Source organism: Dactylosporangium sp. NPDC048998 (assembly GCF_043197855.1).
Taxonomy (GTDB): Bacteria; Actinomycetota; Actinomycetes; order Mycobacteriales; family Micromonosporaceae; genus Dactylosporangium.
The window spans coordinates 1-13,967 of the sequence record NZ_JBICTV010000069.1 but is presented as its reverse complement, the minus strand read 5'-3'; the positions used below and the strand labels follow the sequence as shown (position 1 = coordinate 13,967).

Here is a 13,967-nt window from a genome sequence, read left to right as displayed (position 1 = left end):
CCGAACCGGGCGAACCTGTCCCGGTGCTCGACCACGATCGTCGACACAGCCGGGTCACGCAGCAGGGCGAGGAACTTCTTGCTGTGCCCGTCGAGTAGTTCGATCAGTCTCGCGAGGCCACCGGCGCCGAGCGTGTCGTGCGCCCGCCGGATGGACATGAGCAGCGGCTCGGCGCGGTCGAGGACCACGCCGTCACGGGCCAGGACGTTGTAGAGCACCAGCATCGCCGCTCGTGCGTTGCCGTCGTCGAACGGATGGAAAACGCCACGTCGAGGTACACGCGGGCGGTAGCGGCACGTCGTCGTCGGTCGCCTCAGCCAGGCACGCCTCGAACTGGTCGGGCAGATCAGGCCGCCAGATGTACTGCTTGCGGCCCCTATGGCCGAAGCGGGGCCAGTGCGTACCGCCGATGGAAAGTTTCGGGATCTGTCGATGTATCCGAGGTTCGTTGCGCGCCACTTCGGCCACAAAAGGCGGAGGTCGCTGGGGCGGGCGGTCAGATCCGTCGATCAACCGCCCGACAGAGGCAGTTCCCTCGAGCGGCCCCGTCACACAGGCTGGCGGCAGCGCTTCCGTTGATGGTCCGTCGCGCCACGCGACGCGGGCACCGCACCGCCCGCGACAGGGGCCGAGGCGGCAACTGTCCAGCCCTCATCCCAGGAGCAATCCATGCTGCACAGACTCAGGCCCACCCTGTACGCCATCCTCGCCGCGGCGATCGTCGCGCTCAGCCTCGTCGTCGTCCGGCCCGCCCTGTCGGCGACCGCGCCCGTGCGGATCATGCCGCTCGGTGACTCCATCACCGCCGGACCCGGCTGCTGGCGCGCGATGCTGTGGCACCAGCTGCAGACCGCCGGGTACACGAATATCGACTTCGTTGGCACCCAGTCCGACGGCGGCGGCTGCAACCCCGGCTACTCCTACGACTTCGACCACGAGGGCCACGGTGGGTACGCCGCCACTGGGATCGCCGACAACAACCAGCTCCCGCCCTGGCTGGCCGCGACCAAACCCGACATCGTCCTGGTCCACCTCGGTACCAACGACATGTGGGGCCACTACATCTCCACCGCGACCAAGCTGGCCGCCTTCACCAAGCTGGTCGGCCAGATGCGCGACAGCAATCCGAACATGAAGATCCTGGTGGCCAAGATCATCCCGATGAGCGCGGCATCCTGCTCAACCTGCCCCGCCGACATCATCGAGTTCAACAACGCGCTGCCGGCCTGGGCCGCGGGCCTGACCACGGCGAATTCCCCGATCGTGCTCGTGGACCAGTGGACCGGCTTCGACGCAACGGCCGACACCGTGGACGGGGTACACCCGAACACGGGCGGCTTTCAGAAGATGGCCAACCGCTGGTACCCGGCCCTGGCCGCGGCGCTCGGCGGCGTCACCACCCCGCCCTCTTCGGCCAGCGCATCGCCCTCGCCCAGCGTTTCCCAGTCGGCCAGCGCGTCGCCCTCCGCGAGTGCCTCGCGTTCGGCCAGCTCGTCGCCCTCGGCGAGCGCGTCCCGGTCGGCCAGTGCATCGCCGACGCGATCCGCCGCGCCCGGCGGGTGTAGCGCGACCTACCGAGTCATCTCCCAATGGGGCGGCGCCTTCCAGGGCGAGGTCGCGGTGACCAACGCCGGTACGACCACCACGTCCGGTTGGACCGTCACGTTCACCTACGCCAACGGCCAACAGGTTACCCAGGCGTGGAACGCCACACTCACCCAAAACGGGATGACTGTCACGGCACGGGATGCCGGCTACAACGGTGCCCTGGCACCTGGCGCTTCAACCACCTTCGGATTCCTTGCCAGCTGGAACAACGCCACCAACGCGATACCCACGGTGGCCTGCGCCTTGAGCTGATACCACGGCTCGGTCAAGCAGCCGCGGGAAAGCGCCTCAGGGCCCCAAACCGCGTGCGGGGGCCGGGCGGCGGCCAGGCTGCCCGCCGCCCGACCCCGGATCCGCCATCGTGCCTCGGGGCGGTCACCTCGGATGCTGACCGCATCGCACCTGCCGCCCAACTCGTCCTGCGCGCCGCGGTGTCCGCCTACCTCGGCCGCTACCGCGGCCAGACCCGGGTGCACACCGAGTCCGACCTGCGCGTCTTCTTCCACTGGCACTGACCAGTACCGGCTCAAGCTGGGCGCGGCGCTGCTGGCCACGATCCCGGTCGCGGTCATCTTCGTGATTTTCCAGCGGTACTTCATCCGCGGTGCCAACGAGGGCGTCGACAAGGGCTGACGGTCAGTCGCGGACGTCGAGGACGTCGACGATGAAGCGCACCGGGCCGCGCGGGGCGCCCGGGGGCGGGTCCGTGATCGCGTCGAACGCCATCTGCGGCGGGACGTCGAGCTGGACGCGGCTGCCGACCTTCACCCCGGCCAGCCCGCGGTCCAAGCCCTCTATGACCTGCAGCGTCTGCCCTAGCTGCGCGAGCCCGACCTGGACGTCGACGGCCGACCGGCGCCGCCACGGGTCGTCGTCAAACACCTTGCCGTCGCGCAGCGTCACACAGACATAGTTGATGGTGACCGTCTGCCCGGGGTTGACCGTGGCGCACGTCCCTTGGATCAGGACGGTCACGGTCAGCTCCTTGGGGTCGGCGGTGCCGCCCGTGTCGGTCGGCTCCTTCGCGAGGCGCTCGTCGAACCCGCCGAGCAGGTGCGGAAACGCATCGCCTGGCCGGTGCGCGCAGGCCGCGACGGCGCTCGGGCTCGCCGACGCGGCCGTGGGCGCGGCGTTGCGTTCGCCGCCGGACCCCGCGGTGCAGCCGGTGCCGACGCCGAGGAGCAACGCGGCGAGCGCGGTGCCGAGCAACGGGCGGACGATCATGCAGAGGTGTATACCAGCCCCGCGCGTCCCCCGGGGCCCCGTGGCCGCCGGGGTATCGGGTCATGTGGACGCGGATCGCGGTGCCGGCTCGGTGGGCCGTGGCTTGAAGTAGCCGATGTGCGTGCGTCCCGGCTCCGTGGAGCCGGCGCCTCGTCGCCCGGGCTTTGCTGATGCGCGATTTACTGTGTGCAGCGGGACAGGGGTCGATGCACCGTTACGTTGGTCTGCGCTATGGGGCGCTGGATGGGGAGGCCCGGGTGACACTGGCGGAAGTTTTCCAGCACGCGGACGGCACGCTGGACGGGGACGCGTACATGCTGATCCGGGAGCTGGTCGCGACCGGCGAACGTTCGATGATCGCGCCTGTGCGGGCCGCGTTGGAGCGCTACACCGCCGATCGAAACTGGTACGGCCGTGACCTGATGGCGCACCTCCTGGCCGGACTGGCCGGAATCGAGGCGTTCCCGCTGCTGCTGGACCTCTACGCCGATGCCATGCGCCGCGACGACGGTGATGACTGGGACTTTCTGGGCCAAGCCCTGTGCACCGTCATGCGCGCTGACCCGGCCAGCTGCCGGGCCGTCATCCTGCCCCTGGTGACCGACGACGATCAGCACGTCCGTAGAGCTGCGCTCTGGGCAATCGGCGACGTCTTCGAGCCATCCGACATGGCCACGTTGCGTGAAGCGCTTGCTGATCCCGAGCGGTGGATCCGGTTTACCGCCCTCGGCTCACTACCGAGCGTGAAGGACAACCCTGAGATCTACGACCTTCTTGTCGCGACACTGCGGGATCCGGACCAATGGGTTCAGCGTCACGCCGTGCTCCGTCTGGCCTGGTCCGCCCCGCCGAAGATCGTTGATCACTTGATCCCGCTGATCTCCGAACCGGCCTTCTATGCCCGATCGGCGCTGGGCGAGGCGATCGGCCGCAGGGCAGCCAACTCCGATCGCATCCCCGCCGCGGCCGCCGCCCTGCGCCAACTACTCGCCGACCCCGAGCCGTCGGTGCGTACCGGCGCCGTCCGCGGCATCGGTCTGCTGGGCGAGCCGCTCGACGCCCTCGAATCTTTGGTGGACGACCCTGACTGGCAGGTCCGTTCCGCGGTCGCCGACGTCTCACGGTCAACCTGAAACCCCGGCAGCCAGTAGTGGTCGTCCGCCTCGCCATGGCGACGACGTACGACGGCTCACCCTTCCAACCGCTGCGATCGCGACGTTGCCATCGGAGCTCAAGAATCGATTCAGGCGTCGACGATTAGTACGGCGTCGTTGTTGAGGTTCAGTTCGGGTGTGGTTGCGTCAGGGGCGTATGCCGTGACGGTGAGCAGTCGCCGGCCATCGAGACGAAGTTGTTGGCCCGGGGCGAGGATGTGACCCTCGGCAAGCATCCGGGCCAGATGATTGAGGATTCGTCCGGTTTCTTCGACGCGGTCTGCGGGGACGCCGGCTACCAGGTCCGGGCGCCCAAACTTGATCATGCCGCGGGTGTGTACCGGATGCCCGAAACCGGGCGTTGGCTCGGTCTCCGCGATCAGGCTTACCTCCTGCTGGATGGTGAACGGCCGGTCGGGTGACAGCGACGCTACCGTTGTGCCGGGAAGCCAACTAACCGCATAGACGTCGAGCGCAGCGAAGGCACCGGCCGCAACGATCCTCGACGCAACTGCCCAGGCGAGCTGCAGATGGGTCAGGTCGGTCGGGTCCTCGACCGCGACCGTGATCGAGTAACAGCAGGATGCGGCGCCCAGGCGGCCGAGGTCATCCAGTTGCTGGGCCGCGATGTTGCGCAGGGCACCGGTACGCCATGCGTCGATCCAGCCAGGACTGTCCGCGTACTGGTGCATACGGAGGTCGAGCGCGGCGATGGGAGCTGCATGCGGAATAGCGTCGCGGATCTGCAGGTCCCGACCAGTCCCGAGTACGTTCTCGTCGGCGAACGCGATCAACGTAATGGCCGCATTACGACCGGTGGGACGGAACGCGGGACGCTGCCGTGGCTCGATCGCAAACGTCACTGCGGCATCGTTCCATGCGCCCACGAACCTGCGACCGGCACCCGCTTCTGCCGCGGCCCCAAACCCATCGCTCCACCCTCCGGAAGGGGTGTTGCGACCACCGGTTGAATCCGCCGAGTGCGCAGCTGTCGATTTGTGAGAGATCGATACCCCGGCCCCGCTCAAACGCTGCGATGCACCTTCTCCGTGTGCCGGCTACCGGCCTGGCGGCGGGAACCGAGGGTGAAAGCGATCCCGCCCATCGCAGCCGCCACCCCGCAGAGCAGGAGCGTCGTTGGATAGCCGAAGTGCTCGACCGCCACGCCGGACAGGATGCCGGAGACCAGGAGGCCGGCCGTGGACGCGTTGGCGAAGAGCGTGGTGGCGCGGCCGGTTGCCGGGGCGAGGAGGTCCTGGAAGTAGCGGATGCCGGCCGCCCCGACGATCGCGATCCCCACGCCGCGGAAGACCTGCCCGATCATGAGCATGAGCATGCCCGAAGACACGACCGTCAGGGCGTAATAGCAGACCAGTGAGCCGAAACCGCCGAGGATCAGGCCCCGCTGACTGACCCGGGCGGGGACGACGGTCAAGCCCAGGGTGGCCACCACCTCGACCGCGGCGCAGACGCTGAAGAGCACGCCGACCGACGCAGGCTGCTGATGCAGGGCACGCGTGACGAACAACGGCAGCGCCACACCGCCCGCGAACATCGCGGTGAAGAACAGGGTAACGCTCACGGTGAGCAGGACAGGGGTGCCGCCCGGTGACGAGCTCGCAACCGCGACGGGCCCGGGCCGCGGCACGACGAAAACGGTCAGCGCAGCAGCGAGAAACACCCCGGCGGCTGTCCACATCAGCCATGAATAGCCGCCCCGGGACAGCACGAGCGCGCCCAGCAACGGCCCGACGGCCCACGCCAGGGACCAGGCCGAGCGCAGCAGCGGCGCGGAACGCTGCCCGGCCGCGCCTTCGCCGAGCACGGAGCGGGCCAGGGCGAACAACTGCGGAAAGGCCGCCCCCATCGCCCCGAGCACCGTCGCCGCCATCAGGAGCAGCACCAGGAAGCTCGAAACCCGCGGCAGCAGCACATAACCCGCCGAGCCCAACAGGATCACGACGATCGCGTACGTTCGCGCGGGCCGGCGGTCGAACAGCCGTCCCAGCCACCAGCCGACCGTAATCCCGCCGATGGCGAACACCGAGGCCCACACGCCGATCTGGAGCGGCGTCAGCCCGGCCACATCGGCGCCGAAGAGCACGATGTAGGAATTGACCATCGAGTCCGCGATGCCGAACAGGAGGACAGCGGCGAAGAGCGCGAGCAAGGGCACGTGATCTTCGTACCGGTCAGATCTCTCCGGCGACACCGATTTACCATGGTACGGGGATTGCCGCTTTCGCCGACGGCCTCAATCAGTGCGGCCGCTCGAGGTGATGTTCGGCGGTCCGCACCTGTCCGAGCCGAGCTTCCTGCGGGCGAAGGTCAGCGCCGGCGACGTGCTGTACCCGATCGGTGTGCATCGGCAGGTGCTCCTCGTGTTCGGGCGCATGCGGGTCCGAGAGATCGTGGAAGCTGATTCCGTAGCTCTACAGGAGCACTACAAACGCCTGCGTTCCGCGCTTGAGCATCGATATAGTCCGCGTGTCTGGGGCCTGAGCTGGTGAAACGGCGATAGGCCCGGTGACAGGCGTGTCACTAGGCGGCGGTATGCGTGCCGGTCAGGGCGTTGTGGCTGGGGTGGCGTCGAAGACGCGGGGTGGCTCAGTGAGGCCGAGGGTGGTGTAGGTCTTCTTCTGCGCTGGGTTGAGTTCGGTGCGTTGGCGGAAGGTGCCGGCGGGGCCGTGGAAGGTGCCGAGGTGGATGCGGTCGAGGCCGGCGCGGATCGTCTTCCAGGTGTCGCCGGTGGTGGTCTCGGCGATGCGGATGAGCAGCAGGGCGAGCCAGCACAGTAGGACGTGGGCGCGGATGCGGTCTTCGCGGCGGTGGTAGACCGGGCGCAGGTCGATGATCTGCTTCATGTCCCGCCAGCCGCGTTCGACCTCGAGAAGTTGCTTGTAGCCCACTGCAATGTCCTCTGTGGACAGTTTGGGGTCTGAGCAGCGCAGCAGGTACTTGCCGTCGAGGTGCTCCTCGGCCTTGACCGCGGCCTGGTCCAGGCGCAGCAGCCCACCAGGGGTGACGCGCAGGAACCTGTTCAGGCCGGGCTTGGTGGAGATCACTCCGCGCAGTTCGGCCCGTTTGGTGGCGCTCAGCTCGTCGGAGCCGGCGATCCGCTCGGTCAGCAGGGCCACCAGACGCTCCCGCACGCTGCGGTCACGTTGGGCGGCTTCGGGGTTGCAGCAGATCACGAACCGGTCATCGGCCAGGTCGCCACCGAGCTTGACTTCCTTGACCTGCAGGTTGTCCGCGACGGTGGCGTAGCGGCCCTGGCGGGCCAGCGCCGCCCTGGCCTCGGCCGAGCCGGAGCGCAGCTTCTCGCCCAGGATGTAGTGCCCACCAGCGCGTTGCAGGTAGCGACGGTTCTCAGCCGAGGTGAACCCACGGTCGGCGACCCACACGATGCGGGCCAGCGACCACTCCCGCATGTCGTCTTTAACCTGGCGGATCAACGCCGAATCGGCGGTACCACCCGGCCAGACCCAGCACCGCACCGGGATCCCTTCCCGGGTCACAGCCATGCCGATCACGACCTGGGGCAGGTCATCGCGGTGATCCTTGGACTTGCCGTAGGCACGGAACCCGGCCTGCTTCACCGCCTGCGCGGAGCTCTCGTCCACGACGGTGCCGCGTTCGTCGCGCCACAGCAGCTCATCGGCCTCATCCAACTCGAAATACGTCGAGGTCGTATCGAAGAACAGCAGGTCCACATGAAGGTTCAACAGATCAGCGACCCGGTCGTAGACGCACCGGGTCAACTGCGGTTCGATCTCGATCAGCCGATCCATCGCCCGGTAGCAGACGTCGTCGCTGAGCGTGGGCAGGCCGGGGATGTGCACATCGTGGGTCACCCAATCCGCGGCGGCGAGCTTGCTGGAGGCATGCAACGCCCGGTTGGCCGTCAACGCGAACAGCACCCGCTCCAGATCAGCGTCCCCGGCCCGTCCCCGCGCCGCAGCGGCGATCGTGGTGTCGATACCCAGCCGTCGCCACAACCCATCCAGCAGCCAGGCCCCACCCACCGGCCGAGACTCCACGAACGACAGCCCGGCCTCCGCCGTGGCAGCCAGGGCCTCACCCGGGTCCAGCAGCCGGGACAGCGCCGCGACCAGCCGCCGGACCCCGTCACGGTCGAGCTGGTCCTCTCGCCCGAAGGAGTACAGCACCTTGGTTTTCGACGCCTTGGCGATCGGGTCCCATTCGTTGTGCGCCAACTGCAGGTACCGGACGACGTGCCCGTCACGGGTCCGACGTGTCGACGTCCTCACATACACGAGCCGGAACCGTACACCACCTAGCCACAACGATGGAATCCCAAGCCAGCAACCGCTACCAATCCCCAGGCGTGTCACTATGAGATTTCGCCGTTTCCACCAGCCAGCAACGACCTGACCAGCGGTTCCGCTACCGAACGCCGACTATATCGACGCGCAAGCGCGGAACGCAGGAAACGGTACCGAGCGTGGCGTTTCCTGGCACCGACCTGCACCGATGAGGTGGTCCACGGCGAGGACGGCACCCACGTACACGGCGACCGGGCCATCCCGGGCGAGACGCTCAAGAACTTGATGTACCTACCACGCCGGGGACCGCGGCCGATCAAACATGTCAACACAGAGGGTTTGCTGACCAGCGCGATCAGCGTGCAGGGCATCTACCGTCTGACTCCGGCATCGGCCGTCGAACTGGATGCTGTGCTCAGTGGTCCACCCACTGCGCGGCTAGCCCTGCCGACGCAACCCACCTCCAAGCCGCGGCCCGACCCGGCCACCTTGGGCATGGAGCCGCTCTTCTAAACCCGCATCGACTCGGATCCGACATCGTCACACGCAAACTTCTGCCGCCGACCGGGCACGGCGGGGATGAGTGCGACCAGCGTGGCTACTGTTGATCATTTGTCTCCGTGGCGTTGACACGTCGATCAGGACCGGCTTCCTGTCGTGCCGATCGGAGCGCACCCGGCTGACGACCGGCAGCGCTTCAGGCAGGTTCGCCGTTCGGGTCGATCTTCCACCGTTGCAGGAACTCGCGGACGGTCAGCACGTCCAACTGATACCGGACCTGATCCGCCAGGGTGCCATCCGTCCACGCGGGCGTACGCAGCAGCGTCTGACCGGTGTCGCGGCGAGTGACGACGAGGTGGCCCCGGACGTTCGGGGTGGTCGCGCCGGCGTTGGAGCTGCCGATAGCGGCGAGGAGGACCGCCTCGACCACCTTGCGCGCGAGCTCCCATCGCCCGGCCGCCGGTGTCGTGACCAGCTCCATCGCGAGCTCACTGCCCGCGGGCGCGTCGAGGTCCACGTCATCCTCCGCGATCTCCGATGGGTTCGCCGACGCCCACAGTAACCGGCGACGTCCGCGTTCGGCAGTCAGTCGTCAGTCCTCAGGACCGCTGGGGCCGAACGCCTCCTCGAGCATCTCCGCGCACTCGGCGTCGCTCGCACCGCGCCACTCGCCGGTCGTCGGGTCCTGTACCAGCCACGGCTGGTACAGCGTGCCCTCCACCCACTTTGAGAACCAGTCAACGATCGTCATGTACTGGGGGAACATGCATGAGACGCCGTCCGGCGCAGGATTCGGGTCGCAGCCCCAGACCTGGCCATCGGCGAGGTCCAGCTCGCCGCTGATGCCGCAGCCCCAGTCGCACAGGGTGAGGACACCGCCCTTGAGCCCGCTCAGCGCGTTGATGCTGCCGGTCCGGTGCCCGCCCCGGAGGCCGAGGAGACCGTATCCAGGGCCGAAACCACCGTTGCCGACTTCCAGGTAGAGCCGGCGCAGCAGCGACGGCAGCGGCCGGCCGGCCAGTTGCTCCGCCTCCGCGACCACGGCAGGCGGTGCCGGTCGCAGCGGCGCCAGCCCACTGGCTGGTACCTCGTCGATGTATCGGCCTGCGGCGATCCGTCGGACCACCGCTTCGAACACCCGGTCCTCCCGCGCCGACATGGCCCGCAGCGTAGCCGCACGGTGCGCAACACATCAGCCGACCCGTCGGCTGAATCGCGCACCGTGCTGTCATCGGCTTGATGAGTGCGGCCAGAAGCCCAGTCGCATCTCCCAGCGCGCGAGGACAGATACCCGATGAAGGGCCAGAATCATCCAAGGATTGTGAGGGCCATGGGTCTCACCTGGTCGAGACTCGTCGCGGAGGTAATCTCCACAACCGCTCAGCTGCTTATCCCTGCACAGGGAGTCTCGTATACGGGCAGCAACGGGACGCGGGCACCGCTACCTGACAGCCGGGAGGGAGCATGACCACGGCAATGACCGGTGGTTCGGCGAATCGGACAGCGAACGGCGAACGCGCCGACCGAGCCGGGCGCGTTGCGCTGGGCAAGGATGCGCGTACGGTGATGTCGCTGGCGTCGCATGGCGACCTCACCACCGCCCCGTCGCGGGATCCGGTCGAGCTCCTGTTGCAACAGGCCGGGTCGAGGGTGGCCGAACTGGTTCCCGTCCGGCACGGCCGCATGCTGGTCTCCTCGTTCAGCTACTTCCGCGGGGCCGCGCTGCCGATGGCGGCCGACCTGGCCTCGGCGCCGGCGTCCGGCCTGCGAGTGCAGCTGTGCGGGGACGCGCACCTGTTGAACTTCGGCGCGTTCGCCTCGCCGGAGCGGCGGCTGGTCTTCGACCTCAACGACTTCGACGAGACCCTGCCCGGCCCGTTCGAATGGGACGTCAAACGCCTGGCAACCAGCTTCGTCGTCGCGGGACGAGAACTCGGACTCTCCGCCAGGACACAACGTACGACAGCCGTGGTGGTCGCCGAGCGCTACCGCACGGCGATGCGAGAGTTCGCCCGACAGTCCATCATGGACGTCTGGTACGCGAGCCTCGACGTCCAGCAATACATCACACAACTCAAGTCCGTCATCAAGCCGAAGCGGCTGAAGGCAGCTGAGGCGCTCCTGAGCAAGGCGTACACCCGCGACAGCATGCAGGCACTCGGCAAACTCACCACCATGGTCGACGGCCGGCGCAGGATCATTAGCAGGCCACCCACGACCGTGCCGATCGAAGAGCTCTTCAGCCAAGGGCAGGCCGACGCGGTGTACGACCTCGTCCGTACGGTACTGGCCAAATATCGACACAGCATGCAGCCGGACCGCCGGCATCTGCTCGACCAGTTCTCGGTGGAACGGGTCGCCCGAAAGGTGGTCGGCGTCGGCAGCGTCGGCACCCAGTCCTGGATCGCCCTGCTGACGACCAGTGACGGCGACGAGCCCCTGTTGCTGCAGGCCAAGGAAGCGCAGCCGTCCGTCCTGGCCGGCTACTGCGGGCGCAGCGGGCACAGCAACCAGGGCGAACGCGTCGTCGCCGGGCAACGTCTGATGCAGGCCGCCAGCGACATCTTCCTCGGCTGGACACGCGTCGCCGGACCGGACGACCAGCGCGAGCGCGACTTCTACATCCGGCAGCTGCGGGACTGGAAGTTCTCCGTGCCGATCGAACGGATGCGTCCCGAGGGCATGACGCTCTACGCCCGGCTGTGCGGATGGACCCTGGCCAGGGCACACGCCCGCTCCGGTGACCGGATCGCCCTCGCTGCCTACCTCGGCGGCTCCGACACGTTCGACCAGGCGATCGCCGACTTCGCCGAGGCGTACGCCGACCTCAACCAGAGCGACTTCACCGCGTTCCAGGACGCCGCGAAGCACGGCTGCGTCGACGCGGTCCACGACGTCTAGCGCCGCTCATTGAAAGATCTGTCGACAGTTGGGTCGGTTGCAAGGCAACGTTGGTGCGCCGCCAAGCGCTGTTCTGCGCATTGCTCCGCGCCGGTGAGTGCGTGCGGTCGTGGCTTGGGTCGGTGTCGACCTTCACCCGTTGTCGTTCGACCACTCCTCGAGTTCCTCGAGGGTGGACCGCCTGCGGGTGGTCGGGTCAAGGGCCGCGCGTGCGCGGTCGCGGAGCGACGCCGTAGGCGCGACCGGCAGCGGTCCCCACAGGCGGCGGGGGTCGTGACAACATCGGCTTATGACTAGGGAATCGCGGCACCTGAGTGTGTACATCGACCGGCCGGTGTCGAAGGTCTACGCCTTCGCGTCCGATCCGGCCAACCTGCCTCAATGGGCGCCTGGTCTGGGCAGTTCGGTGGCGGAGGTGGACGGCGCCTGGTTCGTCGAGACGGGGGAAGGGCGGGTTCGGGTGACGTTCGCCCCGCACAACGAATACGGCGTGCTCGACCACGAGGTGCTGACCCCCTCCGGTGAGACCGTCTACGTGCCGCTGCGAGCGATCGCGGACGGCGACGGTTGCGAAGTGGTTTTCACGCTGCGCCGCACCGCGGGGATGACCGACGCGGAGTTCGAGCGGGATGCGGCATTGATCAACGGCGATCTCGCCCTCCTCAAGAAAGTCCTTGAAGGTACTGACGCATGACGTTTGTTACGCTCGCCCGCCTCAGGTGTTTCCTCGCGCCCGCACCGCGGCAGATATCCCATGTTCTTTTCTGCCAAGGGGCGGGTTGCCGGTCTTGAGGCAGCCGCGGGGGATGCCGACGAGGCGGTTGCCGAGCTGGCGGAGCGCGACTCGGTGGCCGGTGCCGCGTTAGCGAAGGGCGTCGTAGCAAGAGCGGGCGCCTGGTGCGCCGCGCATGGCGCAGAAGGCCCATTGGTGTACGGCGTCGTCGATGCGCCAGTTGCGGGCGTAGCGGGCCAGGACGACGCGGCGGGTGCCGGACGTGCGGGTGATTGGGGATGTGCCGGCGTAGTTGAGGCGGGCTTTGGCGTCGGTGTAGCGGTCTGGGTCGTGGCCGAACTCGCGAGGACCCGGACGCCGAGGACCTCGCCGAGGCCGGGCAGGCTCAGGTAGCGCGCAGCGTCCGGGTGTTGCCCGAAACTCCCAGCCGGTGACCACTCGGTCGCCCCGTTGTGGCGCGCCGGTGTCCGTTGCCAACGAGGTCTGTCCGTATGCCACTGGACCTTGTCTCCCAGCGCACCGAACGAGTGACGGATCTGCCGACGGCCGTCGGTGAATGGGACCGATCGGGCTAACGAACGCGATCCGTTGCGACTCTGTGCGCCAGCGTCAGGGTCTGCCGGCCTGTGGCGTGAAGGCGCGCCGTCTCGACCCGAGCTCCGCCTTGCGCCAACGCTCCGTTACCGGCTGGAGAGGGGTACTGACGCGCGGATGCGGCAAATGAGGATGGCGATAGGTATCGCTGCGGTGGCATCCGCTACCGCCTCCTGATGGCATTCAGCCAAGCATCTTTTCCATGACGTCTTCGTGGCGTATTCCATCCGGCATCGGGTCGTCCAGTCCTCCGGTGCCGACGAACCCGCAACGCTGGTAGAGCTTCTGGGCGGCCTCGTTGCCTCGGATGACGGACAGCCGGAGAACCGTGGCCCGCTCCTGCCTGGCCCATCTCTCGATCTGTTGGATCAGCCGATCACCGACACCGAGACCCCGAGCGGCCGGACTGACCCACATCGAGATCAGTTCGACCACGCCTGGCTCATCGGTGGGCACGCCGCTCGCCATCCCGGCAGGCTGTTCGTCCAGCAGGGCGATGACGTTATGCGAGCCGGGCAGCGCCAGCCGGTCGCGCCACCGCTCGGCACGGTCGCCGTCGCCCTGCCAGTCCGCCAGCCGCGAGCCAAACGCATATGGCGCCTCCGTCAGGGCCGCCAGCCTCAGCCTTCGCCAGATTTGCCAATCATCGGGGCTGAGCACCCGTAGCTTCATCACAGCTCGAGATCCTGCTGCACCGTCGCACTGTCCGCCACCGCATTCCTGATCGCCGCGCCGGTGTCGACGTGACGCATTCTCCTCGGCATGTCCGGAGATGCGTGACGCCTAACAACAGACCGCTCGAACTTCGGCGAGCCGCTTGACTGCGTACTCGTCGTCCCAGCAGACAGCGGCCTCCCATGCGGCCGACGCTTGCGCGGCGATGTCGTACGCGCCGTCGTCGAGGCCGGCGGCGTTGTCGGGCAGCACGAGGTCGAGGTCGGGGACGTCGACGTGCGACTCGTCCCA

The 13,967-nt window shown here is 67.9% G+C and carries 14 protein-coding genes and 3 pseudogenes; 7 read left to right on the top strand and 10 right to left on the bottom strand.

Annotation, left to right across the window (positions count from 1 at the left end; all coding sequences use genetic code 11):
• Positions 1 to 95 (bottom strand): annotated as a pseudogene (locus ACGFI8_RS47145) (IS607 family transposase); the annotation flags it as partial.
• Positions 96 to 669: 574 nt separating this feature from the next.
• Between ACGFI8_RS47145 and ACGFI8_RS47140 the strand changes: the two are divergent.
• The gene (locus ACGFI8_RS47140) at positions 670 to 1,860 is read left to right on the top strand and encodes a cellulose binding domain-containing protein (RefSeq protein ID WP_392815463.1); all 1,191 of its coding nucleotides are present in this window, start codon (positions 670 to 672) and stop codon (positions 1,858 to 1,860) included.
• A gap of 53 nt (positions 1,861 to 1,913) precedes the next feature.
• Positions 1,914 to 2,123, top strand: a complete 210-nt coding sequence (locus tag ACGFI8_RS47135) for a hypothetical protein (protein ID WP_392815461.1) — start codon at positions 1,914 to 1,916, stop codon at positions 2,121 to 2,123.
• A 121-nt stretch (positions 2,124 to 2,244) separates the two neighbouring features.
• Here ACGFI8_RS47135 and ACGFI8_RS47130 read toward each other — a convergent pair whose 3' ends face one another.
• Complete coding sequence (locus tag ACGFI8_RS47130) at positions 2,245 to 2,832, bottom strand: FKBP-type peptidyl-prolyl cis-trans isomerase (RefSeq protein ID WP_392815458.1); 588 nt, start codon at positions 2,830 to 2,832, stop codon at positions 2,245 to 2,247.
• A 257-nt stretch (positions 2,833 to 3,089) separates the two neighbouring features.
• Here ACGFI8_RS47130 and ACGFI8_RS47125 point away from each other — a divergent pair, with 257 nt between their 5' ends.
• Entirely contained in the window at positions 3,090 to 3,965 is an 876-nt protein-coding gene (locus ACGFI8_RS47125) for a HEAT repeat domain-containing protein (protein WP_392815456.1), read from the top strand.
• Between the two features lie 110 nt (positions 3,966 to 4,075).
• Here ACGFI8_RS47125 and ACGFI8_RS47120 read toward each other — a convergent pair whose 3' ends face one another.
• Together ACGFI8_RS47120 and ACGFI8_RS47115 are read right to left on the bottom strand one after the other, a co-directional pair.
• Positions 4,076 to 4,849, bottom strand: coding sequence for a hypothetical protein (locus ACGFI8_RS47120; protein WP_392815453.1), 774 nt, complete (start codon positions 4,847 to 4,849; stop codon positions 4,076 to 4,078).
• Positions 4,850 to 5,010: 161 nt separating this feature from the next.
• Positions 5,011 to 6,162: an MFS transporter gene (locus ACGFI8_RS47115; protein WP_392815451.1), complete on the bottom strand. Its 1,152-nt coding sequence runs from the start codon at positions 6,160 to 6,162 to the stop codon at positions 5,011 to 5,013.
• Positions 6,163 to 6,247: 85 nt separating this feature from the next.
• Here ACGFI8_RS47115 and ACGFI8_RS47110 point away from each other — a divergent pair, with 85 nt between their 5' ends.
• On the top strand, positions 6,248 to 6,496 hold the full coding sequence (locus ACGFI8_RS47110) for a hypothetical protein (protein WP_392815448.1): 249 nt from the start codon (positions 6,248 to 6,250) through the stop codon (positions 6,494 to 6,496).
• A 54-nt stretch (positions 6,497 to 6,550) separates the two neighbouring features.
• Here ACGFI8_RS47110 and ACGFI8_RS47105 read toward each other — a convergent pair whose 3' ends face one another.
• Positions 6,551 to 8,263: an IS1634 family transposase gene (locus tag ACGFI8_RS47105; protein WP_392815445.1), complete on the bottom strand. Its 1,713-nt coding sequence runs from the start codon at positions 8,261 to 8,263 to the stop codon at positions 6,551 to 6,553.
• Positions 8,264 to 8,485: 222 nt separating this feature from the next.
• Here ACGFI8_RS47105 and ACGFI8_RS47100 point away from each other — a divergent pair, with 222 nt between their 5' ends.
• Positions 8,486 to 8,785, top strand: a complete 300-nt coding sequence (locus ACGFI8_RS47100) for a hypothetical protein (protein ID WP_392815443.1) — start codon at positions 8,486 to 8,488, stop codon at positions 8,783 to 8,785.
• A 184-nt stretch (positions 8,786 to 8,969) separates the two neighbouring features.
• On the opposite strand, the gene ACGFI8_RS47095 is transcribed toward ACGFI8_RS47100, so the two are convergent.
• Positions 8,970 to 9,290: a hypothetical protein gene (locus ACGFI8_RS47095; RefSeq protein WP_392815441.1), complete on the bottom strand. Its 321-nt coding sequence runs from the start codon at positions 9,288 to 9,290 to the stop codon at positions 8,970 to 8,972.
• Between the two features lie 75 nt (positions 9,291 to 9,365).
• A complete protein-coding gene (locus tag ACGFI8_RS47090; RefSeq protein WP_392815439.1) occupies positions 9,366 to 9,932 on the bottom strand; it encodes a hypothetical protein in 567 nt (188 codons plus the stop codon).
• Positions 9,933 to 10,339: 407 nt separating this feature from the next.
• Here ACGFI8_RS47090 and ACGFI8_RS47085 point away from each other — a divergent pair, with 407 nt between their 5' ends.
• A complete protein-coding gene (locus tag ACGFI8_RS47085; RefSeq protein WP_392815436.1) occupies positions 10,340 to 11,674 on the top strand; it encodes a DUF2252 domain-containing protein in 1,335 nt (444 codons plus the stop codon).
• 289 nt (positions 11,675 to 11,963) lie between these two features.
• Positions 11,964 to 12,368 carry an SRPBCC family protein gene (locus tag ACGFI8_RS47080; RefSeq protein ID WP_392815434.1) on the top strand — a complete coding sequence of 135 codons (405 nt, stop codon included), beginning with the start codon at positions 11,964 to 11,966 and terminating at the stop codon, positions 12,366 to 12,368.
• Between the two features lie 93 nt (positions 12,369 to 12,461).
• On the opposite strand, the pseudogene ACGFI8_RS47075 reads toward ACGFI8_RS47080, so the two are convergent.
• From ACGFI8_RS47075 to ACGFI8_RS47065, 3 genes and pseudogenes are all read right to left on the bottom strand, one after another.
• Positions 12,462 to 12,835, bottom strand: a pseudogene (locus tag ACGFI8_RS47075) (transposase); the annotation flags it as partial.
• 349 nt (positions 12,836 to 13,184) lie between these two features.
• Positions 13,185 to 13,673 (bottom strand): GNAT family N-acetyltransferase, encoded by a 489-nt coding sequence (locus ACGFI8_RS47070; protein WP_392815433.1) that lies wholly within the window; start codon positions 13,671 to 13,673, stop codon positions 13,185 to 13,187.
• Positions 13,674 to 13,784: 111 nt separating this feature from the next.
• A pseudogene (locus tag ACGFI8_RS47065) lies at positions 13,785 to 13,967 on the bottom strand (aminoglycoside phosphotransferase); the annotation flags it as partial.

Excerpts from the sequence above, each read along its gene's own strand:
- ACGFI8_RS47140 (WP_392815463.1), top strand. The coding sequence starts at position 670 with ATGCTGCACAGACTCAGGCCCACCCTGTACGCCATCCTCGCCGCGGCG.
- ACGFI8_RS47130 (WP_392815458.1), bottom strand. The coding sequence starts at position 2,832 with ATGATCGTCCGCCCGTTGCTCGGCACCGCGCTCGCCGCGTTGCTCCTC.
- ACGFI8_RS47090 (WP_392815439.1), bottom strand. The coding sequence starts at position 9,932 with ATGTCGGCGCGGGAGGACCGGGTGTTCGAAGCGGTGGTCCGACGGATC.
- ACGFI8_RS47085 (WP_392815436.1), top strand. The coding sequence starts at position 10,340 with ATGTCGCTGGCGTCGCATGGCGACCTCACCACCGCCCCGTCGCGGGAT.
- ACGFI8_RS47080 (WP_392815434.1), top strand. The coding sequence starts at position 11,964 with ATGACTAGGGAATCGCGGCACCTGAGTGTGTACATCGACCGGCCGGTG.
- ACGFI8_RS47070 (WP_392815433.1), bottom strand. The coding sequence starts at position 13,673 with ATGAAGCTACGGGTGCTCAGCCCCGATGATTGGCAAATCTGGCGAAGG.